Annotated in this window: 21 protein-coding genes; 11 read left to right on the plus strand and 10 right to left on the minus strand. The window is 61.6% G+C overall.

Annotated elements, in window-relative coordinates:
• The 3 genes from rpsF to NT26_RS05410 all read right to left on the minus strand — a co-directional run bounded on the left by rpsF (position 1) and on the right by NT26_RS05410 (position 2,272).
• Positions 1–462, minus strand: a complete 462-nt coding sequence (rpsF, locus tag NT26_RS05400) for a 30S ribosomal protein S6 (RefSeq protein ID WP_052637783.1) — start codon at positions 460–462, stop codon at positions 1–3.
• 297 nt (positions 463–759) lie between these two features.
• Positions 760–1,029, minus strand: a complete 270-nt coding sequence (locus NT26_RS05405; protein ID WP_052637784.1) for a hypothetical protein — start codon at positions 1,027–1,029, stop codon at positions 760–762.
• 199 nt (positions 1,030–1,228) lie between these two features.
• On the minus strand, positions 1,229–2,272 hold the full coding sequence (locus tag NT26_RS05410) for an aldo/keto reductase (RefSeq protein WP_052637785.1): 1,044 nt from the start codon (positions 2,270–2,272) through the stop codon (positions 1,229–1,231).
• A 177-nt stretch (positions 2,273–2,449) separates the two neighbouring features.
• Between NT26_RS05410 and fabD the strand changes: the two genes are divergently transcribed.
• The 7 genes from fabD to gmk all read left to right on the plus strand — a co-directional run bounded on the left by fabD (position 2,450) and on the right by gmk (position 8,926).
• The gene (gene fabD, locus NT26_RS05415) at positions 2,450–3,394 is read left to right on the plus strand and encodes an ACP S-malonyltransferase (RefSeq protein ID WP_052637786.1); all 945 of its coding nucleotides are present in this window, start codon (positions 2,450–2,452) and stop codon (positions 3,392–3,394) included.
• A gap of 23 nt (positions 3,395–3,417) precedes the next feature.
• A complete protein-coding gene (gene fabG, locus NT26_RS05420) occupies positions 3,418–4,155 on the plus strand; it encodes a 3-oxoacyl-[acyl-carrier-protein] reductase (protein ID WP_052637787.1) in 738 nt (245 codons plus the stop codon).
• Between the two features lie 276 nt (positions 4,156–4,431).
• Positions 4,432–4,668 (plus strand): acyl carrier protein, encoded by a 237-nt coding sequence (locus NT26_RS05425; RefSeq protein WP_029618457.1) that lies wholly within the window; start codon positions 4,432–4,434, stop codon positions 4,666–4,668.
• Between the two features lie 105 nt (positions 4,669–4,773).
• A complete protein-coding gene (gene fabF, locus NT26_RS05430; RefSeq protein ID WP_052637788.1) occupies positions 4,774–6,036 on the plus strand; it encodes a beta-ketoacyl-ACP synthase II in 1,263 nt (420 codons plus the stop codon).
• 128 nt (positions 6,037–6,164) lie between these two features.
• Positions 6,165–7,346, plus strand: coding sequence for an endolytic transglycosylase MltG (mltG, locus tag NT26_RS05435; protein ID WP_052637789.1), 1,182 nt, complete (start codon positions 6,165–6,167; stop codon positions 7,344–7,346).
• 23 nt (positions 7,347–7,369) lie between these two features.
• Entirely contained in the window at positions 7,370–8,260 is an 891-nt protein-coding gene (locus NT26_RS05440; RefSeq protein WP_052637790.1) for a YicC/YloC family endoribonuclease, read from the plus strand.
• A gap of 3 nt (positions 8,261–8,263) precedes the next feature.
• Entirely contained in the window at positions 8,264–8,926 is a 663-nt protein-coding gene (gene gmk / locus NT26_RS05445; RefSeq protein ID WP_052637791.1) for a guanylate kinase, read from the plus strand.
• A gap of 50 nt (positions 8,927–8,976) precedes the next feature.
• Here gmk and rsmA read toward each other — a convergent pair whose 3' ends face one another.
• The 6 genes from rsmA to NT26_RS05475 form a co-directional block, all read right to left on the minus strand.
• The gene (gene rsmA / locus NT26_RS05450; RefSeq protein WP_052637792.1) at positions 8,977–9,804 is read right to left on the minus strand and encodes a 16S rRNA (adenine(1518)-N(6)/adenine(1519)-N(6))-dimethyltransferase RsmA; all 828 of its coding nucleotides are present in this window, start codon (positions 9,802–9,804) and stop codon (positions 8,977–8,979) included.
• Positions 9,804–10,826: a 4-hydroxythreonine-4-phosphate dehydrogenase PdxA gene (gene pdxA, locus NT26_RS05455; RefSeq protein WP_052637793.1), complete on the minus strand. Its 1,023-nt coding sequence runs from the start codon at positions 10,824–10,826 to the stop codon at positions 9,804–9,806. Before pdxA ends, rsmA begins: the two co-directional genes overlap by 1 nt.
• 15 nt (positions 10,827–10,841) lie before the next feature.
• Positions 10,842–11,768: a SurA N-terminal domain-containing protein gene (locus NT26_RS05460; RefSeq protein WP_052641899.1), complete on the minus strand. Its 927-nt coding sequence runs from the start codon at positions 11,766–11,768 to the stop codon at positions 10,842–10,844.
• A gap of 116 nt (positions 11,769–11,884) precedes the next feature.
• Positions 11,885–14,224: an LPS-assembly protein LptD gene (locus NT26_RS05465; RefSeq protein ID WP_052637794.1), complete on the minus strand. Its 2,340-nt coding sequence runs from the start codon at positions 14,222–14,224 to the stop codon at positions 11,885–11,887.
• Positions 14,224–15,312 carry an LPS export ABC transporter permease LptG gene (gene lptG / locus NT26_RS05470; protein WP_052637795.1) on the minus strand — a complete coding sequence of 363 codons (1,089 nt, stop codon included), beginning with the start codon at positions 15,310–15,312 and terminating at the stop codon, positions 14,224–14,226. Before lptG ends, NT26_RS05465 begins: the two co-directional genes overlap by 1 nt.
• Positions 15,309–16,478 (minus strand): LptF/LptG family permease, encoded by a 1,170-nt coding sequence (locus NT26_RS05475; RefSeq protein ID WP_052637796.1) that lies wholly within the window; start codon positions 16,476–16,478, stop codon positions 15,309–15,311. The genes lptG and NT26_RS05475 overlap by 4 nt, the downstream gene beginning before the upstream one ends.
• A gap of 367 nt (positions 16,479–16,845) precedes the next feature.
• On the opposite strand from NT26_RS05475, the gene NT26_RS05480 reads away from it, so the two are divergent.
• Entirely contained in the window at positions 16,846–18,336 is a 1,491-nt protein-coding gene (locus NT26_RS05480; protein ID WP_052641901.1) for a leucyl aminopeptidase, read from the plus strand.
• A gap of 3 nt (positions 18,337–18,339) precedes the next feature.
• Positions 18,340–18,789: a DNA polymerase III subunit chi gene (locus tag NT26_RS05485; protein ID WP_052637797.1), complete on the plus strand. Its 450-nt coding sequence runs from the start codon at positions 18,340–18,342 to the stop codon at positions 18,787–18,789.
• A gap of 3 nt (positions 18,790–18,792) precedes the next feature.
• Here NT26_RS05485 and NT26_RS05490 read toward each other — a convergent pair whose 3' ends face one another.
• Positions 18,793–20,679 carry an ABC-F family ATP-binding cassette domain-containing protein gene (locus NT26_RS05490; protein ID WP_052637798.1) on the minus strand — a complete coding sequence of 629 codons (1,887 nt, stop codon included), beginning with the start codon at positions 20,677–20,679 and terminating at the stop codon, positions 18,793–18,795.
• 210 nt (positions 20,680–20,889) lie between these two features.
• On the opposite strand from NT26_RS05490, the gene NT26_RS05495 reads away from it, so the two are divergent.
• Both NT26_RS05495 and NT26_RS05500 read left to right on the plus strand, forming a co-directional pair.
• Positions 20,890–21,195: a hypothetical protein gene (locus NT26_RS05495; RefSeq protein WP_052637799.1), complete on the plus strand. Its 306-nt coding sequence runs from the start codon at positions 20,890–20,892 to the stop codon at positions 21,193–21,195.
• Entirely contained in the window at positions 21,192–22,790 is a 1,599-nt protein-coding gene (locus NT26_RS05500) for a methyl-accepting chemotaxis protein (RefSeq protein WP_052637800.1), read from the plus strand. Before NT26_RS05495 ends, NT26_RS05500 begins: the two co-directional genes overlap by 4 nt.
• Positions 22,791–22,795 lie beyond the last annotated feature (5 nt).

Genomic DNA, 22,795 nt, shown 5'->3' on the forward strand with positions numbered 1-22,795 from the left:
TTACGCGCGGTCTTCGCGCGGACGACGCTCGAAGCCGCCTTCACGCGGGCCACGATCTTCGCGAGGACCACGGTCCGGACGGGGGCCACGATCGCGGTCACCGAAGCCGGGACGGTCGCCACGCGGACGGTCGTCGCGGTCGCGCTTCTGCATCATCGCGGACGGACCTTCTTCGTGCTTCTCGACGGCAATCGTCATGTAGCGAAGAATGTCTTCGTTGATGCGCATCTGGCGTTCCATCTCGTGCACGGCTGCAGCCGGCGCGTCGATGTCCATCAGGGCGTAGTGAGCCTTGCGGTTCTTGTTGATGCGGTAGGTAAGGGACTTGAGGCCCCAGTTCTCGATGCGCCCGACTTTGCCGCCGTTAGCTTCGATGACGCCCTTGTACTGTTCGACGAGGGCATCAACCTGCTGAGCGGAAACATCCTGCCGGGCAAGGAATACGTGTTCGTAAAGAGCCATGTAAGCTTTGCCTTTTCTTGCGGTTGTGTTCACCCGGACCTCGGCGGCTAAGCCTCAACGACTGCTCCTGAGAGGCGTTACGCCAAGCAAGAAAAGTTGTTTGATCGAGACGGTCGAGAGCGGAGACACGGGAGGCCTGAACCCTGTGGTTCATGCAGCCCGGTTACTCGGGCCTGCCCTCCGTTCAGCCACCAGCCAGAGAGACCGGGTGTTTCGAACAGGCGCGCTTATACGGCAATCTGGCGGGAAAGCAAGGTCGTCAGACGTCTTTTCCGTGATGCGAGCCAATCGGCTTCATCAGCCGCTGGCGGAGGATGGTTCGTCCCATTCCTCCAAAAGCCCGGGACGCGCAGCGTGTTGAAGTTTGCCAAGCAGGTCGCCGTCTTCCACGAGTTCGCTTGCCATCTCGGCCAGCGCCAGCACGATTTCTTCTGGTTTCCAGCCCGCATTGACACACCTGGCGATGTGGGCCCGCAACGGCGCTCGTACGCTGAAGTCGAATTCCAGCGCGCGATCGCCCGCCGGGATGGTGGCGGGCGGCTGATTTTCGTTAATTTCCTGTGTCATGGCACAAGGAAGCCGCATCACCGTCGGGTTGGCAACTGAAACCCGGAAACAGGGTTGCGGGGTAAGGTTAACATCCCCGTTTTCAGCTTGCGTCGCCTATCATTCGCCGGCTCCGGATGGTTAATACCTGGTCTGGAGTAGAAGCAGCGCCAAAGCGGTCCGTCCGGCACCCGAGCAGGTGACCGGACGGAGGCTCTTGTCACATCGGCATCGGATACTGCCGGTGCGCCTTTGCGATGTCCTTCAGTACGTCGTCGCTCAACTTGATATCCTTTGCCCCGATCGCAGTCTGGAGCTGTTCCATGCTCGTAGCCCCGATGATCACAGAAGCCATGAAGGGACGAGTGAGGCAGAAGGCGAGAGACATCTGCGTCAGATCCAGGCAATGCTTTCCGGCGATTTCCTTGTACGCCTTGACCGCAGGCTCCTGGTGTGGCTGCAGGCGGCCGCCGAGATCGCTGTTGATCGTCGCGCGGGATCCCTCGGGGCGGGCCCCGTCGAGATACTTGGCGGTTAGCAGGCCGGCAGCCAGTGGCGAATAGGCAAGCAGCCCGACGTCCTCGTGATGCGCCACCTCCGCGAGATCGAGGTCGAACTGGCGATAGAGGAGGTTGTATTCGTTCTGAATGGAGGCGACGCGCGGCAGGCTCTTGTCCTCGGCAAGCCGCAGATACTTGAGCGTGCCCCAGGCGCTTTCGTTCGAGAGGCCGACGGCTCGCACCTTGCCCTCGTTCACCAGGTCCCCGAGGGTGGAGAGCACAGCGTCGATCTCCTCCGCAGCCTTGGCGCGATCCTGCTTCGACGCATCGAAGCTCCAGCACTGGCGGAAGTGATAGCTGCCACGGTTCGGCCAGTGGATCTGGTAGAGATCGACGTGGTCCGTCTGCAGGCGGCGCAGGCTTGCCTCGAGCGCCTCGCGGACGCTCTGGCCGTCCAGATCGCGGCCGTCCCGGATGTGCGGGCGGCCGCTTCCGGCGACCTTCGTGGCGAGCACGACATCATTCCGCCGGCCGCTCTTCTTGAGCCAGCTACCGATGTATTCCTCGGTCCGCCCGTAGGTCTCCGCGCTCACCGGCGTGGTCGGGTAGAGTTCTGCCGTGTCGAAGAAATTAATGCCGGCATCGATGGCATGGTCCATCTGTGCGTGTGCTTCGGTCTCGCTGTTTTGCGAGCCCCAGGTCATCGTGCCGAGGCAAATTTCCGACACGGAGATGTCCGTGCGTCCCAATCTGTTGAATTTCATGAAGTCAGTCCTGTCTTGGAAGGTGGCGGGAGTTTAAGCAGGATTTGCGCTTTCGCAAGGCGGCATGGCGGCCGGCGGTGCACCGCCCCGACACTCTCCCTTTGTGCTCTTTACCTTGACTCATGCCACGGGAACGTGAATGGGAAGGCAAAAATGACAAGGGAAGGAAATCATCCCATGAGCATAGCGTTCACGTTCCCGGGTCAGGGAAGCCAGACGGTCGGCATGGGCAAGGACCTTGCCGAAGCCTTTCCAGAAGCCCGCGCAGTCTTCCAGGAAGTCGACGATGCGCTCGACCAGAAGCTCTCCGAGATCATGTGGAATGGCCCGGAGGAGAAGCTGACGCTGACGGCGAACGCCCAGCCGGCGCTGATGGCCGTATCCATTGCAGCAATCCGCGTCATGGAAGCACGTGGATTGAAGCTGGCCGACACGGTTTCCTATGTCGCCGGTCATTCGCTCGGAGAATACTCCGCTCTCTGTGCGGCCGGCACATTCTCGCTCGTCGACACGGCGCGACTCCTGCGCATCCGCGGCAATGCCATGCAATCGGCTGTCCCGGTCGGGGAAGGTGCCATGGCCGCGATCATCGGACTTGAGCATGGGGACGTGGAGACAGTCTGCCGTGACGCCTCTGGCGCTGGTGTCTGCCAGATCGCAAACGACAATGGCGGTGGCCAGCTTGTCATCTCCGGTTCGAAGGCTGCGGTCGAGAAAGCTGCCGCTTTGGCAACGGAGAAGGGCGCCAAGCGCGCGATCATGCTGCCGGTATCGGCTCCGTTCCATTCCGCCCTCATGTCACCGGCAGCAGATGCCATGCGGCATGCGCTGGCCCAGGTGGACAAGCGTGCTCCGGTCGTGCCCTTGATCGCCAATGTCCGTGCCGCACCGGTCACCGATGCGAGCGAGATCGTTGACCTGCTGGTCAGCCAGGTGACCGGCCAGGTCCGCTGGCGCGAGACGGTTGAGTGGTTTGCCGCCAACGGCGTCACCGATCTCTACGAGGTAGGCTCGGGCAAGGTGCTGACCGGGCTTGCTCGCCGCATCGACAAGACCGTATCCGGCACCGCGATAAATACGCCCGCCGATATCGAGACTGCACTTGCCGCCATTCTCGGCTGACCAACTCCAAAGGGGATAGGACCATGTTTGACCTGACCGGCCGAAAGGCACTGGTGACCGGCGCGACCGGCGGACTGGGCGAAGAGATCGCCCGTCTTCTCCACAAGCAGGGCGCGACCGTCGGCCTGCACGGCACGCGCGTCGAAAAGCTCGAGGCGCTGGCGTCGGAACTGGGCGACCGCGTGAAGGTCTTCCCGGCGAACCTCTCCGATCGGAACGAGGTCAAGGCGCTGGGCGAGAAGGCCGAAGCAGAGCTCGAAGGCGTGGACATCCTCGTCAACAATGCTGGGATCACCAAGGATGGCCTCTTTGTTCGCATGAGCGACGAGGACTGGGACAATGTTCTGGAGGTCAACCTGACCTCCATGTTCCGCCTGACGCGCGAACTCACGCATCCGATGATGCGTCGCCGCTTCGGCCGCATCATCAATATTACCTCGGTCGTTGCCGTGACCGGCAATCCGGGGCAGGCGAACTACTGCGCGTCGAAGGCCGGCATGATCGGCTTTTCGAAGTCGCTGGCGCAGGAGATTGCCACCCGCAATGTCACGGTCAACTGCGTGGCGCCCGGCTTTATCGAAAGTGCGATGACTGGCAAGCTGAACGACAAGCAGAAGGACGCCATCCTCGGTGCCATTCCCATGAAACGCATGGGGGCAGGGGCTGACATTGCGGCTGCAGTGCTCTATCTCGCCTCCAATGAAGCTGGCTATGTCACCGGCCAGACGCTGCACGTCAACGGTGGCATGGCGATGATCTGAGAACGCTGTTCCCGCTGAAGACACTCGCCTGTGGGTGCCTTCAGCGGGAACAAATTCTGGCTTTGCGGAACATGGAAAGCATGTTAAGCGGGCCATGACTGTGGACAGTCGCCCCGAAACGCAGGGGATCATTGCGCTTTCGCTGCCGTGATCGGAACCTGCAGAGGGTTGAACGGGTTTGCCCGCGTAGCCTGCTTTTCGGAGGCCGGCGCAGGTTTTCAACAGGGTGCGGATGCCATCGCGGCATTCGAGAAGATAAAGGTCGAGGAAACCGACATGAGCGATATCGCAGAACGCGTTAAGAAAATTGTTATTGATCACCTCGGCGTTGATGCCGACAAGGTTGTCGAAGGCGCAAGCTTCATCGACGATCTCGGCGCGGACTCGCTCGACACTGTCGAACTTGTCATGGCCTTCGAAGAAGAATTCGGCGTCGAAATCCCTGACGACGCGGCCGACTCCATCCTGACGGTTGGCGACGCCATCAAGTTCATCGAGAAGGCGCAGGCCTAATCATCTCGACACTGTTGCGGAACTGATCTCTCGGTTCCTTTGGCGGCCCGCTCGTTCGGGCCGTTTCATTAACTAGAACAAGACGACTAGGGTGGGACGCTGGCGATGAGACGTGTCGTTATCACCGGTACCGGCATGGTATCTCCTCTCGGATGCGGAACAGATGTCAGCTGGCAGAGGCTGCTGGCCGGCCAGAACGCGGCGAGAAAGGTGACGGAGTTCGAGGTCGAGGACCTTCCGGCCAAGATCGCCTGCCGCATCCCCACCGGCGACGGCTCCGATGGCAGCTTCAATCCGGATGACTGGATGGAGCAGAAGGACCAGCGCAAGGTGGATCCTTTCATTGTTTACGGCATGGCTGCGGCCGACATGGCGCTCAACGATGCCGACTGGCATCCGCAGACGGATGAGGACCAGATCGCCACTGGCGTGCTGATCGGATCCGGCATCGGGGGTCTCGAAGGCATCGTGGAGGCGGGCTATACGCTGAAGGAAAAGGGGCCGCGCCGCATTTCGCCCTTCTTCATTCCCGGTCGCCTCATCAACCTGGTCTCCGGCCAGGTCTCCATCCGCCATAAGCTTCGCGGCCCCAACCATTCCGTGGTGACGGCCTGCTCTACCGGCGCCCATGCGATCGGCGACGCAGCGCGCCTGATCGCACTCGGAGATGCCGATGTGATGGTCGCCGGCGGCGCAGAATCGCCGATCTCACGCATTGCCCTTGCCGGGTTTGCCGCCTGCAAGGCACTCTCCACGCAGCACAATGAAGAGCCGCAGAAGGCTTCGCGCCCCTACGACCGTGACCGTGACGGCTTCGTCATGGGCGAGGGCGCCGGCATCGTGGTTCTGGAAGAGCTGGAACACGCGAAGGCCCGCGGTGCGAAGATCTATGCCGAGGTTGTCGGCTACGGCCTCTCGGGCGATGCCTTCCACATCACCGCTCCGTCCGAGGACGGCGACGGCGCGTTCCGCTGCATGACCATGGCGCTGAAGCGCGCCGGCCTTTCCCCTGCCGATGTCGACTACATCAACGCCCATGGCACCTCGACGATGGCTGACACCATCGAACTTGGTGCGGTGGAGCGCCTTGTGGGCAATGCCGCCTCGAAGATCTCCATGTCGTCGACCAAGTCCGCGATCGGCCACCTGCTCGGAGCCGCCGGAGCGGTCGAGGCGATCTTCTCTGCGCTCGCAATCCGCGACAACATCGCGCCGCCGACGCTGAACCTGGATAATCCGGACGTCGAGACGGCCATTGACCTCGTTCCGCACAAGGCGCGGTCGCGCGACATCAACGTTGCCCTGTCGAACTCCTTCGGGTTCGGTGGCACGAACGCATCTCTCGTTCTCCGCCGCTACGACGCCTGACGCTGCCCGGGCTGGGGCATCATGCATGCCCGGCCACCTGTCAACGAACCTGTTTTTGCCGTATTGCTTGGCCAATAAGCGGTAACGACCGTGCATTCTAGGGGGGCACAGTGAACAACGACAGTCATATGGCCGATACGCCGCACAACCACGGCGGCGGTCACGGGCCGATCATTCCGAAGTCTCCCAACGAGGCTCTGAAGCCGGAGCGCGTGCCGGAGCCACCGCGGCGGTCGCGCAAGGCGCGCAGCCAGCTGGTGATCTTCCTGAACTTCGTCATGACCATGGTGATGATCGTCTGCGTCGTCGCTGTCGCCGGCTTCTACTACATGATCTCCAGCTTCCAGAAGCCCGGCCCGCTTGAAGCCAATACCCATTTCATGGTCCGCGCGGGTAACGGTCTCGCGGAGATCGCCAACAACCTCGAGCGCAACGGCATCATCTCCGATGCCCGCATCTTCCGCTATGTCAGTGCCACCTATCTGCGCGATGGCGGCACGCTGAAAGCCGGCGAGTACGACATCAAGGCCGGAGCATCGATGAAGGAGATCATGGAACTCCTGGAGTCCGGCAAGTCCATCCTCTATTCCGTCGTGCTGCCCGAAGGCCTGACGGTCCGCCAGATGATGCTTCGGCTCGCGGAAGATCCTGTCCTGGAAGGGGAGCTGCCGGCAGAACTGCCTCCTGAAGGAAGCCTTCGCCCCGATACCTATAAATTCTCCCGCGGCACCAAGCGTGCCGAGATCGTCCAGCAGATGCGCGTGGCTCAGGAAAGGCTGATCAACCAGATCTGGGAGAAGCGGGATCCTGACCTTCCGATCGAGACGAAGGAGGAGTTCGTCACGCTGGCCTCGATCGTGGAGAAGGAGACGGGCGTCGATGATGAACGCGCGCGCGTCGCCTCCGTCTTCCTCAACCGCCTGCAGAAGGGCATGCGATTGCAGTCGGATCCGACCATCATCTACGGGCTGTTCGGCGGTGACGGCAAGCCGTCCGACCGGCCAATCTACAAGTCGGACCTGCAGAAGGAAACGCCTTACAATACCTATGTCATCAAGGGCCTGCCGCCGACCCCGATCGCCAATCCCGGCCGTGCCGCGCTGGAGGCCGTAGCGAACCCGTGGCGGACGAAGGATCTCTATTTCGTCGCCGACGGCACAGGCGGCCATGCCTTTGCCGAGACGCTCGAAGAGCACAACGCCAATGTCCGCCGTTGGCGCAAGCTGGAGGCAGAGCGCGCCGACAGTGCCGAAGCCCAGTTGGGCGACGGACAGCCGGGCGGCGACGAGGCAGAAAAGCCGAGCAACTGACGCACAGCCCTCTGGAGACCCCGATGACCTTGCAGTCCATGACCGGTTTTGCTCGTGACGAAAGCAGTTTTGGGCGTTACCGCATCGTCTGGGAACTGCGCTCCGTCAATGGAAAAGGGTTGGATCTCAGATTGCGCTTTCCTCCCGGTCTCGAAAGGCTTGAGCCCGACGTCCGGCGACTGGTCGGGGAACAGGTGACCAGAGGCAACATCCAGGCTTCGCTGACGTTTGTCGCCTCGGAGACGAAGCTGGAAGCGGTGCTCAATCGCGAGGCGCTGGATGCTGTGCTGTCGCTTCGCGCGGAGCTCGGCGATGTTATCGATCCCGCACCGTTGCGGCTCGACACGCTTCTCGGCATCCGCGGTATTGTCGACATTCGCGAGGCGGATGAAAGCCCTGAAGAGGCAGATGCCCGGGACACTGAAATCCTGGATTGCCTGGTGCGCGCACTCGCTCATCTGAGGCAGATGCGCGAGCAGGAGGGTGCCGCGCTTGCCGATGTGATGGCGCGCCAGATCGATAGGATCGAGGAACTCGCCCTGGCCGTGGAAAAGGATCCATCCCGGTCTGCCGAGGAGATCGGCCGTCGCCTTCAGCAACAGGTGGCAGCACTCCTCCAGGATAACAGCCAGTCGCTCGACCCGGTTCGTCTTCATTCGGAGGTCGCGCTTCTGGCGACCAAGGCTGATCTCCGCGAAGAGATCGACCGGTTGAAGGCTCACGTTACCGCCACGCGTGATCTCCTGGGGAAGGGTGGTCCGGTGGGACGCCGGCTTGATTTTCTGGCGCAGGAATTCAACCGCGAATCGAATACCATCTGTTCCAAATCGAACTCGAGCGCAGTCACCGCCGCGGGTGTCGAACTGAAAGTCGTCATCGACCAGTTCCGTGAACAGGTCCAGAATCTGGAGTGATACATGAGACCTGCAGCATCCAGCCCGTCCAAGATTGCGCGCCGCGGCCTGATGCTGGTGCTGTCATCGCCATCCGGGGCGGGTAAGTCGACGATCGCCCGCAACCTGCTGGATGACGACCACTCACTGGAGATCTCGGTCAGCGTGACGACGCGCCAGAAGCGGCCGAGCGAGATCGCTGGAAAGCACTACCATTTCATCACGGTGCCGCAGTTCGAGCGGATGCGGGACGCGGGCGACCTCCTGGAATGGGCGGAGGTTCATGGCAACTACTACGGCACCCCCCGCGAGCCGGTCGAGCAGGCCATGGCCGAAGGCCGCGACATGCTCTTCGACATCGACTGGCAGGGTGCCCTGCAACTGCAGGAGAAGATGAAGGCGGATGTCGTCTCCATCTTCGTCCTTCCGCCTTCGATGACCGAGCTCCAGTCACGTCTGCACCGGCGCGCTGAGGACACCGAGGAAGTCATCCGTACGCGCCTTCTGAACTCGCGGGCAGAGATCGAGCACTGGCGGGAGTATGACTACGTGATCGTCAACGATGATCTCGATGAAGCCTTCGGCTATGTCAGTTGTATCGTGAAGGCAGAACGGATCCGCCGCGACCGTCGGCACGGTCTCTTCGACTTCGTTCAGGGACTGCTCACGGAAGAGCCTGCACTCTAGCCGGAAGCAAGTGCTCCAAAAGGGGAAGCTGGCTTACTGACCGATCTGCTCTAGAGCGCGTTGGCGAGGGTAACGAATTCCTCGACAGACAGAGTTTCGGCTCGCCGGACCGGGTCGATGCCCGCCTTCGATAAAAGCGCCTCGCCACCCAGCGCCTTCAGGCTCTGGCGCAGCATCTTGCGCCTCTGTCCGAAGGCTGCCTGCGTCACCGTTTCCAGCTTCTTGACGTCACAGGGCAGGGGCGCCTGCCGCGGCGTCAGATGCACGACACTTGACGTAACCTTGGGCGGCGGCGTAAACGCCTGCGGCGGCACGTCGAACACCATCCGTGCCTCCGTCCGCCAGCCGGCAAGAACGCCGAGGCGCCCATAATGGTCATCATTTTCCCGCGCGACGATCCGCAGCCCGACTTCCTTCTGGAACATCAGCGTCAGCGAATCCCAAAACGGCGGCCAGGAGCGGGGGAGAAGCCAGTTGAGCAACAACTGCGTGCCGACATTGTAGGGCAGGTTCGCGATGATCTTGATCGGACCGTCTGCGGCAAGCGCATCGAAGTCGACCTTCAGCGCATCTCCCTCAATCACCTCTAAACGTCCCGGATAATGCTCGGCAATCTCCGCAAGGGCTGGCAGGCAGCGGGAATCCCGTTCGATCGCAATCAGTTTTCTTGCGCCGAGAGACAGGATTGCACGGGTCAGTCCGCCGGGGCCTGGTCCGACCTCGATGACGGTGGCATCCTCCAGCGGACCGGCGCTACGCGCTATCTTTTGTGTCAGGTTGAGGTCGAGCAGGAAATTCTGGCCGAGCGCCTTCTTCGCATCCAGCCCGTGCCGCTGGATGACCTCTCGCAGCGGCGGCAGCCCATCCAATGTCGCCATTATGCTGTGACCTTTGCGGATTTCTCCGCGAGCTCGGCCGCAAGCCTGAGCGCTTCTACCAGACTGCTTTCGCGGGCCACGCCCTGTCCGGCAATCCCGAAGGCGGTGCCGTGATCGGGGGAGGTGCGAATGAAGGGCAGGCCGAGCGTCACGTTTACCGAAGTGTCAAAGCCGAGAGCCTTGGCCGGGATAAGCGCCTGGTCGTGATACATGCAGACAGCCACGTCGTAGCGGCTGCGGGCCTCGTCGTGGAACATCGTGTCTGCAGGCAGCGGGCCGAAGGCATTGATTCCTTCCCGGCGGAGGCGCGTGATCGCCGGATGGATGATTTCTGCATCTTCCCTGCCGATCGTACCGTCTTCGCCCGCGTGGGGGTTGAGCCCCGCGATCGCGAGGCGCGGCTGGCTGATCCCGAAGCGGCTCCTGAGGTCCCGATCCGCAATCTGGCAGGTCTCGACAATCAGGTCCTCCGTCAGGACCGCCGGCACATCCTTAAGCGGGATATGGATAGTGACCGGGATTGCCCTGAGCTTAGGGCCGGCAAGCATCATCACCGGCGTCACCTTCTCTCCCGTCGCGCGGTAGGCAAGTTCGGCGAGGAACTCAGTGTGCCCCGGAAATCCGAAGCCCGAGGCATAGAGGACTGACTTGGCGATCGGGTTGGTGACGACTGCGGCCACTGTACCTTCGAGGGCAAATGCAACGGCCTTCTCTATCGCAGCGATGGTCCCTCCTGCCGTCGCACTATGGGGTTCCCCCGGTGCGACGAGCGCACCCGCAGCGACGGGATAGATTGGCAGGCTTGTTTCGAACGATGCCAGCGCACCGGCGGCGTCGGTTTGGGAGATTGGAACATCCAGCTCAAGGAGCCGGGCGCGTGCAGAGAGGACCTCGGGGTCTCCGATGTAGAGGAAGGGTGCCAGCCCATATTCCCGCCGATTGAACCACGCAGCGAGTGCGAGATCCGGACCTATGCCGGCTGGATCGCCCTGGGTAAGAGCAAGCGGGCGATCAAGTGGCATGCTGGTCCTCAAAAGTCAGCGGAGGTCGATCTGCGCCTTGTTGCGCAGTTCTTCGAGGTACTTTTCCTCGTTCGGGTTCGTGCCGCTCTTCTGCTTGCCCAGATCCTCCGCACGGAACACCACTTCCGCAGCGAAATCGTCTGACACCTGCCGCTGGTTGCAGATCGCAAGGAATTCCACCCCGCGCTCGGTAACCCGCGTTCCAGTCGTTCCACCCGAGGCCTTTTCTATAAGCGGCTTCCATTCCTCCGGCAGTTCCGGAGCAAGCACGCGTCCGAGGCTGCGGACGGAAACATCGAGCATCGTCGCAGCAAACCGCTTCGACTGTTCGCACCCGGGGAACTTGCCGCGGGAGGCTTCTGCCTCAGCCTTCCGCTTGCCGAGGATGGCATTGCGCTTGGAGTCCGGCACCACGAAGATGATTTGCTGGAGGAAGTACTCGGTGGTCACCGGCTTCTCCTTGTTTTCCATCATTCGCGTGACGAGTTCCTGCGACGACATCCGGCCCCGGCTGCCGTAGCGGGCATTGACGAGACGCGGCCAGCTCATCTGTACGGCGATGTATTCCTTGAAGTGCTCGGCGCCCACACCTGCCTGTCCGAGGATTTTCGTCAGTTGCTCGGGAGACAGCTTGTTGCTTGCGGCGAAGCGGGCAAATGCCTTGTCGACGTCGTCGGTGCTGACGGACATCTTCACCCGTGCGATCTCTTCCCGCTTGAGGGCCTCTTCGACGAGTTGGTCACGCGCGGTCTTGGCGTCGCTCTTCTGTCGCTGAAGCCGGAGGAAGGCGGCACGACGGCTGACGTCGCTGCTGGTGATCGGCAGGCCATTGACGACGGCGACCACTTCGGTGGCCGCAACGGCCTGGTGATGAGCTGGTTCGATCACCACGGCGGCGGCAAGAGCCGCCACGGCGAGGAGAAGCCTGCGTGTTGCATTCATTGCCAACATGATCACGTCCTTCTGCGCGACCGCTCCACCCGGCCTGTCGCGCTCCCCTGTCTACCTATCTGGCACCGGTTGCACAAATCTTGCGGCGAAACAATGACGCCCGTACGCTATTCAAGGCTGCCCGAGCCAAGCTCAATGTCGCCGAGGGTCCGGAATGTAATGCGTGCGCTGATAGTCCAGTCGGTCGCATTGGTGCTGCTGGGGCCTTCGTCCGCGTAGGCAAGTGTGAAGATCGTGCACTCGTCCGCATAGGAGAGCCCGATGCCGCGCCGGATGACTTCCTGTTCGTTCAGATCCCAGATCGCTGAACCGTTTACAGACCAGTTCTCGTTGATGCGGAAGCTGCTCGACGATTGCAGGAGATCCGTATCTTCGCTCGACCCGTATTCCGGCTGGGCTTCGATCTGCGTATAGATCAACGAACTGCTCAGCCTTGCGGAGGTGTAGGAAACGGATGTATCGGTGCGCTCGAGGTCAAACGATTGCTGGTCGAACCTGGCCCCCGCTTCAATGGAGACACCGAAGGGGAGGCTGATCCCGGCCATTCCCACATAGTCTGACCGGTCGGTCTCCAGCCCCGAGTTTGCCCCGGCATTGACGAGATCGTCGGTATCGAAGGAGTTCAGGCCGGCAAGGTGATAACTTTGACCGAAGATCCCGTGAAGCCCGACCCCATTGTCGAACGAGCCCGTATAACGAATGCCGACATTGGCGCGCGTCCCGCCTTCGATACGGTCGTAGCCCGAGAACTTGTCGCGTTCGAAAAGTGTCGTCGCATCGAAGACAAAGCTCTGCGCGTCCTCATTCGGCAGTCCACCGGCCAGCGGCTCGTCTGGTCGAACGAAGACCTGGGCGATCGGCTCGATGATATGGCTGCTGCTGTCGCTGCTGATCAGGAAGGGATAGCGTGCCTCCAGGCCAGCGGTAACCATATAGCGGCCATAGGCACCGGAGTCCTCCAGAGCATTGTAGCTATAGGTATCGCTGCCCCACGTTAGGTTCGGAGTACCGGAACTGTGTCGCAGGGCGTCACCCCTCGCGGCGAGGATCGGTGTCAGCAGAAGGCCCCCCGACGTGGTAAAGGTGCGCTTCCATTCCGCTTCGGTCGAGAAGCGGGTGTAGTTCCCGTCGAGTCCCGGGTAGCGGGCGGTCGTCCCCGCATAATAGAAGTCGTCTTCCCGGCGGGAGAGGTTCGTGAAGTTGGTCGTGATCGAGAACTCACCACCGGCCAGCGGCTCCGGCGAGATGTACTGGTAGTCCAACGACGGATATACGATCGCCTGACGGCGCTCGAGGAGATTGTCCTCTGCCGTATCCTGAACGTTGAAGTAGAAGGCGCGCACGTCGAAGTAGTTGCGCTTGCCGAAGCCGGTCAGGTAGGCCTCGTTGCGGAAGACGTCGTCACTGACGCCATCAAGCGAATAAGTCTTCGAGAAGTTGTTGTCGCTCTGGACCATGACGTCCCAGCCGAAGGCCCAGCGCGGATTGATCTCGAAGCGGCCTTCCGACGCAGCCATCAGCCGCGTCTCGGCATTGTAGTCACTTGTTCCCGTATCGAATGCGCCCGGATCGCGCTGATCGATGCCGGCAAATCTGAACTTGTGCTCACCGGTCTCGAATCGGTTGCGGACCTCACCCTGCAGCAGCACACCCTGTCCGGTGTAGTAGGTCGGGCTCAGTGTCGCGTCCATGTGCGGTGCGAACACATGATAGTATGGGATCGTTAGTCCGAAACCGAGCTTGTCATCCAAGCTCATGGTGGGGAAGAGGAAGCCTGACTTCCGTTCCACGGTGTGGTCGGGCACCTCGATGAACGGCAGGAAGCCGATCGGCATCCCGAACAGTTCGAAGCGAGCGTTCTCCAGTCGGACGGTATGGGTCTGGCCGTTCTGGATGACCCGCTCCGCCTTGACCTGCCAGAGGGGTGCGCGACCAGGTTTCTTCGCGCAGGGAAGGCAGGCGGTATAGACGCCGTTGTTGAGAACCATCAAGTCTCCGGGGAGACGCTCGGCGCTTTCCGCAGCAATGCGTGTATTGTCGGTTGTTTCTACACGAAGAGCGTTCAGGAAGCCCTCACCGAAGTCATCGGTGATGTCGAGTTCATCCGCGTAGATCCGGTTGCCGTCCGGCTCGATCAGCTCGATGTTGCCCCGTGCGATCACACGGCCGGATTGCTGGTCGTACTCGACCCGTTGCGCCACCATGCGATAGCGGTTGTAGTAGATCTGAACGCCGCCGGAGGCGGTGACCTTCTCGACGTCGCGATTATAGACGAGTTCATTGGCACGCAGCAGCATCTTGGCGTCGTCGTCTGCAACGGCCGACAGCCCCATACTGCTTTCCTGCGCACGCACGGGAAGGGGATGCACGCCATTCACGCACACAGCGACACTCGCCAGCAGGACCGCAAGGCGCCGTCTGATATTTCCGCGGTCGTTTACCGCCACTAGCCATCCTCCTGGTGGAGCAGAATCGTCGCGCCGAGAGCAGTCGCAACGATTACTGGCACCCAAACCGCCACGAAAGGCGGGACGGCGCCGCTGCTCCCGAATGCTTTTACGAGAACCGTCACGACATAAAGCACGAAGCCGGAAACGATTCCACCCAGAATCACCGAGCGTGATTGTGCGAAGCGACTGAATTTCAAAGATACTGTGGCCGCGATGAGCGTCATCGCCACGAGCAGTACGGGCAGAGAAAGTAGCGAGTGGAACTGCGTCTCGAGCGCCTTCGTGGAAATGCCAAACGAGCGACCGACGTCGATCTTTCGCAAAAGATCATAAAATGCAACGGTTTCAGGCTGGGAAAGGCTTTCCTTCAGATAGTCCTGTCTCAGATTGGTACTGAGTCGCGTGCTTTCGACATGGCTCGGAATTTCGCCGGGACGAATCTCCTGGACGTCGGTAAGCATCCAGTAACCATCTTCCAACTTCGCTGTGGCTGCGTCCTGGCGAAGCGTGACCCGGCCGTCCTCGTCGAAGTGGAAGATAACGGCATCAAGCAGTTCCGCACCGTCCTCTCGATAGCTCTTTGCGCCGATGATCGTGTCCTTGCCGCCTGAGATCTGCCGGATCCAGGGGAGGAACTCCGATTTCCGTGCCCGGCCGCTTGCCTCCCGCCAGGAAGCCTCCATCGAAAGGGACTCGCGCTGACCCCAGGCAGCCACCGGATTGACCACCAGCATTGCGAACAGCCCGATCAGGAGAGCTCCAGCCGCGAAAGGCGTGATGAACTGCCATACCGAAATCCCGGCGGCGCGGGTGACGACGAGTTCATAGCGGCGGTTGAGGGCGATGAGCGAAGTCATACCAACAAACAGCGTCAGCGTCGGTATGGTCTGCTGGAAGATCAGCGGTGTGCGCATTGCCGTGAACAGCAAGGCGGCCGGTACCGAATACCCCTCCAGGCCGGATAGCCGGCGACTGGTTTCACTGAAATCGGCCAGAAAGATGATCCCGCAGACGCCGAGGAAAAACCACCCTGCCGTGGAAACGTACCTTCGGAAGAAGTATCGCGAGAGAGTATTGGCGATCATTGGCTGCCTCCTATCGAGGCGCTCGGCGATAGCTTTTGCCGTAGCCAGCGCAGCGTACGGTTCGCGAAATCGTAGACCGCCCGAGGCATCCGTATCGTCCGGTGGGTGGCAAGCAGGTAGCTGCAACTCATGATAGTGGCAACCGGCAGCAGGTACAGCAGGTAGGTGTTTGCCTCATCTTGCTTGACGAGGTTCTTGAACGAAAATCCCATCCAGCGGAGCCCGAACGCCAGCAGTAGGGCAATAACCATCGGATGGAGACGAGCCTGTCGGTGAGAGCGCGAATCGCCGGCCACCACCAAGGAGACAAGAGCGAGCATGAAAGGGAAAAGCCATTCCGTCAGGCGGCCATGCAACTCGGCGCGATAGCTGCCAGGGGAGCGTTGCACATGGGAATCTTCGGTGTCAGGGTTGAGAAGGAAACCCAGACTCCGGTCGGCAGCAGTGTAGGAGGGCGCCTCAGCTCCGGACATGGCTGAGAGATCGAAGGCGTAGGAGACAAACTTGATGATCGAGACGCGCCCTTCCGGGGTCTTTCGATGGACCTCGCCATCCCGCATGGTGAGCGAGGTGCCGCTCTCGTCGATGGATCCCTCACGGGCATAGTAGATAAGGTCGAAGTTCGGATCCCGCTGGTCGACCACGAATAATCCCGTCAGGATGCGGCCGGAATGGCGTTCCGAAATCTGCACGTAAAGGCCATCCTCAATGCTTCGGAAGGTTTTTTCCTCGATGACGGATGAGAGGAGGTCAGCATAGGCGGCTGCCACCATCTGCCGCGCGGCGACACGAGAGGGGGGCTCGACGAAATTGGCGACGACGAAACTGAAGATGCTGAGAAACGCCGCGAGCAGGAGAACCGGCCGATAAATGATGCTGCGCGAAGAACCCGCTGCGTCGATAACCGGCAGTTCCGAGTCATTGTTCATCGCGGTCAGCGTCTGCGTGATGCCGATCGCGAGCGCGAAGGGGAGGACAACGGGCACGATGGTCGGCAGGATATACGTCGCAAGCACGACGAACGAGCCCATCGACTGACCAGTGTCGGTGACCAGGTTGATTCGTCCGAGCACCTGTATGGTCCAGATGATGGTCAGCACCGGTAGGAGCGTGACCAGGAACATCTGCAAAATACGACGCAATATGTAGATTTCGAGAAGCTTCATCACGTTCCGTTGCAGCGATTCGGGCCTCTGGAGCCATCGAACGGCCGGCCTATCTAAGCGATCGCTTCAATCTTTGCGACGGCTTCGGCTCTGAAATTGGCTGGTGAATGTGATTTTTTGACGGACTGTGTCATTTGGAAAAGCGTGGTGGCCTTGGCATAGATCACGATCGGCATCAGGAATTTGTCGCCATCCTCCCCGGCTGCTTCACCGGTTAGAAATGATCCAGCAAGCTTGCCAGTAGAACCTGACTTCCCGATCCGCGCATCAATGATGCTGATTCTGCGGAAAATTTCGCATTCGGGTTGCTATGCCGGATGAAACGACGATGATCTGCGCAAATGGGATTACGAGCATCGGGATGAGAATGTCTGGAAAGTATGAAATCCGTTTCGCAACGTCGGCTCCTCTGGAGAAGACGCTGGCCGTGATGCTGCAGGTCGCAGATCAGGGCGCTCCCGCCGGTCTTGCGGAGGCGGACCCGCAAGGGGTATCGGCACGGGCCGTCGAGATATCTGGATTCAAGGCCAAGTCGATGGGAACGCTCGAGTTGATCGCGCCGGGCGGATCTGCCGCGGACCGCCTGCTGCTTCTGGGGCTCGGCAAACCGGAGGCGCTTACCGCGCATGACTGGCTGCGCGCGGGCGGTGCCGCTGCGGCGCAGTTCAAGTCGTCGAGCAAAGTGGTGGTCTTCCTTGATGCCCCCGGACTGCAGGTCTCGGCCCGCCAAGCTGCGGATTTTGCACTGGGTGTGATGCTGCGCGGCTACACGTTCGACGCCTACAAGACGAAGAAGAAGGACGACGACGAGAAACTGCCGAAGAAGGTCGCTGTCACCATCGTGACTGGCAGCCACGCCGAGGCGGCGAAACTGCTTGATGACGCCAACGCCGTCGCTGGCGGGGTCCTGCTCGCTCGGGACCTCGTCAACCTGCCGCCGAACGTACTGGGCCCGGTCGAATTCGCCGAGAAGGCCAGGCAACTGGAAGACCTTGGTGTTGAGGTCGAGATTCTGACCGAGAAGGACATGGACGAGCTGAAGATGAATGCCATCCTCGGCGTGGCACAGGGTTCCGCCCGCCCGCCGAGGATCGCCGTCATGCAGTGGAAGGGCGGGAAGGCCAAGGATGCGCCCATTGCCTTCGTCGGGAAGGGGGTCGTGTTCGACTCGGGCGGCATCTCCATCAAGCCGGGCGCCGGAATGGAGGAGATGAAGGGCGACATGGGCGGCGCAGCCGCAGTCACCGGTCTCATGCATGCGCTGGCAGCGCGCAAGGCCAAGGTGAATGCCATTGGCATTATCGGACTGGTCGAGAACATGCCGGACGGCAATGCACAGCGTCCTGGGGATATCGTGACGTCGATGTCGGGCCAGACCATCGAGATCATCAACACCGATGCGGAAGGTCGGCTCGTGCTGGCCGATGCGCTCTGGTATTGCAACGACCGCTTCAAGCCGCGGTTCATGATCAATCTCGCGACCCTGACGGGCGCAATCCTTGTGGCGCTGGGCAATCAGCATGCCGGGCTCTTCTCCAATGACGACGAACTCGCCGCCCGGCTCAGCGCAGCCGGCGAGGCGACGGGCGAGAAGCTCTGGCGCATGCCGCTCGGCAAGGAATACGACAAGATGATCGATTCCAAGTTTGCAGACATGAAGAATTCGGCCGGCCGTCATGCGGGGGCGATCACGGCGGCTCAGTTCCTGAAGCGTTACGTGGGTGACACGCCCTGGGCGCATCTGGACGTGGCCGGTACGGCGATGAACTCGCCGTCCAGCGAGATCAGCCAGTCATGGGCCTCCGGCTATGGCGTGCGCCTTCTCGACAGGCTCGTGCGCGACCATTACGAAACCTGACCCATGACCGAAGTCCTGTTCTACCACCTGACGGAATCGAAGCTCGAGGATGCGCTGCCGGCGCTCCTCGAGAAGAGTGTCGTGCGCGGCTGGCGGGTGGTGGTGCAGACGCGTGAGGAGCAGCGCCGCGACAGCCTCGATGAACATCTGTGGACCTACAGGGAAGAGAGCTTCCTGCCCCATGGCACGGATGACGGCGAGCACGCCGCTCGGCAGCCGGTTCTGATCACGACCGGTCCCGGCAACATCAACGACGCCACCGTGCGATTTGTCGTCGACTCCGCAGAGCCGCCGCCGCTTGATGCCTATGAACGCCTCGTCTTCATGTTCGACGGTTATGATTCAGAGCAGGTGGAGAATGCCCGCAGCCAATGGAAGCGGCTGAAGGGGGAGGGTCATTTGCTCACCTACTGGCAGCAGTCTCCCGAAGGTCGCTGGGTGAAGAAGGCTTGAGCGTTAGCCAGCCATCGCCTCCTCGTATTCGGCCGACAGCTCCAGCCACTGCTCCTCCGCATTTGCGAGTTTTGCGGCCGCTTCCCCGCGCTGCCTGGCCTTCTCGGCCGCCTTTGCCGGCGCCTTCTCGTAGAGCATCGGATCTGCAAGTTCCGCATCAAGCTGTTGAATCAGCCTTTCAAGCTTCGCGGTTACGGACTCGATTTCGTTGATTTTTTTCTTCAGCGGTGCAAGCGAGGCGCGCTTCTCGGCGCTCGCCTTTCGCTGCTCCGCCTTGTTCGCCGGCTCCTCTGCGCCGACTTGCGGCTTCTCGTCCTTCTTCCGGCCGGCCGCGACGATCAGGTCGCGATATTCCTCCATGTCGCCGTCGAACGGCTTCACGGTGCCTTCGTTCACCAGCCACAGCCGATCCACCGTCGCCTCGATGAGGTAACGGTCGTGGGAGATCAGGATGACCGCGCCCTCATAGTCGTTAAGCGCTTCGATGAGCGCCCGGCGGCTGTCGATGTCCAGGTGGTTGGTGGGCTCGTCGAGGATGAGCAGGTTTGGCGCGTGGAAGGCGGAAAGCCCCATCAGCAGGCGTGCCTTCTCGCCGCCCGAAAGGTCCTTTGCCGCCGTCGCCATCTTTTCCGTCGCGAGGCCCATCTGCGCAACGCGGGCGCGCACCTGCGCTTCCCCGGCCTGCGGCATCAGCCGGCGCACGTGGTCGACCGGCGTCTCGCTGGGGATCAGGTCGTCGAGCTGGTGCTGGGCGAAGAAACCGACCTTCAGGTTAGGCGCGAGCTTCATTTCTCCCGCCTGTAGTGACAGTCGTCCGGCGATCAGCTTCGCGAAGGTGGACTTGCCGTTGCCGTTCGCGCCAAGAAGTGCGATGCGGTCGTCATTGTCGATCCTCAGATTGATGCCCTTCAGGATCGGCTTGTCCGCCTCGTAGCCGACTGCGCCGCCGCTGATAGAGATGATCGGCGAGGCCGGCTGCTTCTCCGGTTCCGGAAACGTGATCGGCTGGACGTGGTCCTCGATCACGGCAGCAACCGTCCCCATCCGCTCGAGGGCTTTGACGCGGCTTTGCGCCTGCTTCGCCTTCGAGGCCTTCGCCTTGAAGCGGTCGATAAAGCTCTGCAAGTGCTTTCGTGCCGCCTCGTTCTTGGCGCGCGCCTTCATCTGCAACTCGTCGGCCTCGGCCTTCTGCCGTTCGAACTGGTCGTAGCCGCCGCGATAGAAGGTCAGCTTCTTCTGGTCGAGATGGACGATCGCGTTGACCGCGTTGTTGAGCAGGTCGCGATCGTGGCTAATGATGATGACGGTATAGGGATAGCGCCGGACATAGTCCTCGAGCCACATCGTGCCTTCGAGATCGAGGTAGTTGGTCGGCTCGTCGAGGAGCAGCAGGTCCGGCTGCGAGAACAGCACGGCCGCCAGTGCCACGCGCATGCGCCACCCTCCGGAAAACGAGGAGGCCGGCCGTGCCTGCGCCTCGTGGTCGAAGCCGAGGCCGGCCAGAATGCTCGCGGCCCGTGCCTCCGCCGAATGTGCTTCGATGTCCACCAGCCTCGTCTGGATCTCGGCGATGCGGTGCGGGTCGGTCGCGGTCTCCGCCTCCCGCATCAGCGACGCCCGCTCCTTGTCGGCAGCCAGCACGATCTCGATCAGCGGCTGCTCCGTTCCTGGAGCTTCTTGTGCCACCTGCCCGATGCGGGCATTCCTGGGGATCGAGACGGAGCCGCTTTCGGCGGCAAGGTCGCCGGTGATGATCCGGAACAGGGTCGACTTTCCGGCACCATTGCGGCCCACGAGCCCCACCTTCGCACCGGCTGGAAGGCTGACGCTCGCATGGTCGAGAAGCAGGCGGCCCGCGATCCGGGCTGAGACATCGGTAATGGTGATCATGGCCGGCGTTTTGGCTGAAGTCAGTGAACCTGGCAAGACGGGATCAGACTGGCCGGGATAAGGAGCTGCCGACTCGTCGTCATCTGGCGACCTGACAAAACGCAAGACCGCGATTAATGGCTTTTTTATTAATACCGGCTAGCATGATCTTGGAATGACGGAGGACGCTCCACGCACGGACGAGCCGTGCCCCCTTTGGACAGGTGCCTGATGCTGACGGGTCGAAGCTTCATAGTCTTGAATTTCTGCGTCTTCTTGCTGCTGATCTTCTCGGTTTGGGCCCTGCCCAACGGCCGGTTTGTCCTGGTCCTGACGGATCCCGATGCGGCACCCGATTACCCTCTCTCGGTCATCGCGAACGCTGGTGGCGCCTTCGTCGCCCAGGGTCGCTTCCCGTGGATGACCGTTGCCCACTCCGAGGCCCCGGACTTTGCAGCCCGGCTTGCAAGCGCAGGCGCGGCTCTGGTCCTCAACCATCAATTGGCACTCGGTTGCCTGGAAGGAAACAAAGGATGAGTTCACTTGCATTGCTACGCTACAAGGCTGCGGGCGGCATTGTCGGTCTGTTGTGGATCAACCTGCTGCTCGTGGCGGTTCGGGAATTCTTCAGTAGCGACGGCTTCTCGCTCGCTCCGGTGCTCGCCACCCTCGTGATCGTCGCGCTTGCGACCGCGGGCTGGTGGAAGGATCGCATCGGCTCCGCGACCCGCATCGTCACCTCCATGGCGCATGCCGCCACGGTCGCCATGCTGGTCTATTCCTTCTCCGGATCGCCGCTGCAGATCGACATCCACATGTACTTCTTCGCCTCCCTGGCGATCTGCGCCGTGTGGATCGACTGGAAGGCGCTGCTCGCCTATTCGGCTCTGGTGGCGGTGCACCACCTCGCTCTCTTCTTCGTCATGCCGCTGGCGGTCTTCCCTGGCGAATCCGATTTCTCGCGCGTCATTCTCCACGCCGTGGTCCTGATCGTGCAGACCGGCGTGCTCGTTGCCCTCACGCATGCTGTGGTCAATGCGTTCGAGGCTTCCGACGCAGCAGTTGAAGCCGCCACCAAGGCCGAACGCAATGCGGTCGAGATGTCGGAGCGGGCCCGGGAGGCGGATCGCGAGGCTGCCGAGCAGCGGGCGATGAACGCCGAGGAACGGGCGCGTGAGGCGGAGGCGACCCAGCTGGTTGTCGAGCGTCTCGGCACGGCACTGTCCGAGCTGTCGACCGGCAATCTGGCTCATCGCATCGACCAGCCGTTCCAGGGGGCGCTGGATGCATTGCGGGACTCCTACAACTCCTCCGTCGACAATCTCGAGTCGGTCCTCACCCAGGCCGGCCTTGTCGCAAACACCATTCGTGGTGGTACGGCCGAAATTGGCCGCGCCACCCACGATCTCTCGGTACGGACCGAGCGCCAGGCAGCCTCCGTGGAGGAAACGGCGAGCGCGCTCAGCATTCTCACTCAGACCGTCAACGAGACCGCCAGTGTGGCCGAGCATGTCGATCGCATGGTGGACAAGGCGCGCGATGGTGCGGAGCGCTCTGGAGCGATCGTGACCAATGCGGTGGAAGCCATGAGCCGCATCGAGAATTCGTCTCGCGAGATTGGCCAGATCATCGGCGTCATCGATGAAATCGCTTTCCAGACCAACCTGCTTGCTCTGAACGCCGGCGTGGAGGCCGCCCGCGCTGGTGAGGCCGGCAAGGGCTTCGCGGTTGTCGCCCAGGAGGTCCGTGAACTTGCCCAGCGGTCGGCCAATGCCGCCAAGGAGATCAAGGCGCTCATCAATGCCTCTGGTGCGGAGGTCAACAACGGTGTGACGCTGGTGAACCAGGCCGGCGAGGCGCTGACGGTGATTGCCAACGAAGTGCGCCAGATCAGCGGCGAGATCCAGAGGATCGTCTCCGGTGCACGCCAGCAGGCGACGGGCATCTCCGAGATCGACGGCACGATTGCCGAGATCGATCGAGGTACGCAACAGAACGCGGCCATGGTGGAAGAAAGCTCCGCGGCGGTTCAGGCCCTCCTCAACGAGGCGGTGGCGCTCGAGAACCTCATGGTGCGCTTCAAGCTATCGAAGGATGGCTCTGGGCATTCGATGGGCCGACGTGCGGCTTGAGACGG

The sequence above is a fragment of the Pseudorhizobium banfieldiae genome, assembly GCF_000967425.1.
In the GTDB taxonomy this organism is placed as follows: domain Bacteria; phylum Pseudomonadota; class Alphaproteobacteria; order Rhizobiales; family Rhizobiaceae; genus Neorhizobium; species Neorhizobium banfieldiae.

What these genes read in the sequence shown, in the direction of transcription:
- rpsF (WP_052637783.1), bottom strand. Translation starts at nt 462, where the DNA reads ATGGCTCTTTACGAACACGTATTCCTTGCCCGGCAGGATGTTTCCGCT.
- NT26_RS05405 (WP_052637784.1), bottom strand. Translation starts at nt 1,029, where the DNA reads ATGACACAGGAAATTAACGAAAATCAGCCGCCCGCCACCATCCCGGCG.
- NT26_RS05410 (WP_052637785.1), bottom strand. Translation starts at nt 2,272, where the DNA reads ATGAAATTCAACAGATTGGGACGCACGGACATCTCCGTGTCGGAAATT.
- fabD (WP_052637786.1), top strand. Translation starts at nt 2,450, where the DNA reads ATGAGCATAGCGTTCACGTTCCCGGGTCAGGGAAGCCAGACGGTCGGC.
- fabG (WP_052637787.1), top strand. Translation starts at nt 3,418, where the DNA reads ATGTTTGACCTGACCGGCCGAAAGGCACTGGTGACCGGCGCGACCGGC.
- NT26_RS05425 (WP_029618457.1), top strand. Translation starts at nt 4,432, where the DNA reads ATGAGCGATATCGCAGAACGCGTTAAGAAAATTGTTATTGATCACCTC.
- fabF (WP_052637788.1), top strand. Translation starts at nt 4,774, where the DNA reads ATGAGACGTGTCGTTATCACCGGTACCGGCATGGTATCTCCTCTCGGA.
- mltG (WP_052637789.1), top strand. Translation starts at nt 6,165, where the DNA reads ATGGCCGATACGCCGCACAACCACGGCGGCGGTCACGGGCCGATCATT.
- NT26_RS05440 (WP_052637790.1), top strand. Translation starts at nt 7,370, where the DNA reads ATGACCTTGCAGTCCATGACCGGTTTTGCTCGTGACGAAAGCAGTTTT.
- gmk (WP_052637791.1), top strand. Translation starts at nt 8,264, where the DNA reads ATGAGACCTGCAGCATCCAGCCCGTCCAAGATTGCGCGCCGCGGCCTG.
- rsmA (WP_052637792.1), bottom strand. Translation starts at nt 9,804, where the DNA reads ATGGCGACATTGGATGGGCTGCCGCCGCTGCGAGAGGTCATCCAGCGG.
- pdxA (WP_052637793.1), bottom strand. Translation starts at nt 10,826, where the DNA reads ATGCCACTTGATCGCCCGCTTGCTCTTACCCAGGGCGATCCAGCCGGC.
- NT26_RS05460 (WP_052641899.1), bottom strand. Translation starts at nt 11,768, where the DNA reads ATGAATGCAACACGCAGGCTTCTCCTCGCCGTGGCGGCTCTTGCCGCC.
- lptG (WP_052637795.1), bottom strand. Translation starts at nt 15,312, where the DNA reads ATGATCGCCAATACTCTCTCGCGATACTTCTTCCGAAGGTACGTTTCC.
- NT26_RS05475 (WP_052637796.1), bottom strand. Translation starts at nt 16,478, where the DNA reads ATGAAGCTTCTCGAAATCTACATATTGCGTCGTATTTTGCAGATGTTC.
- NT26_RS05480 (WP_052641901.1), top strand. Translation starts at nt 16,846, where the DNA reads ATGTCTGGAAAGTATGAAATCCGTTTCGCAACGTCGGCTCCTCTGGAG.
- NT26_RS05485 (WP_052637797.1), top strand. Translation starts at nt 18,340, where the DNA reads ATGACCGAAGTCCTGTTCTACCACCTGACGGAATCGAAGCTCGAGGAT.
- NT26_RS05490 (WP_052637798.1), bottom strand. Translation starts at nt 20,679, where the DNA reads ATGATCACCATTACCGATGTCTCAGCCCGGATCGCGGGCCGCCTGCTT.
- NT26_RS05495 (WP_052637799.1), top strand. Translation starts at nt 20,890, where the DNA reads ATGCTGACGGGTCGAAGCTTCATAGTCTTGAATTTCTGCGTCTTCTTG.
- NT26_RS05500 (WP_052637800.1), top strand. Translation starts at nt 21,192, where the DNA reads ATGAGTTCACTTGCATTGCTACGCTACAAGGCTGCGGGCGGCATTGTC.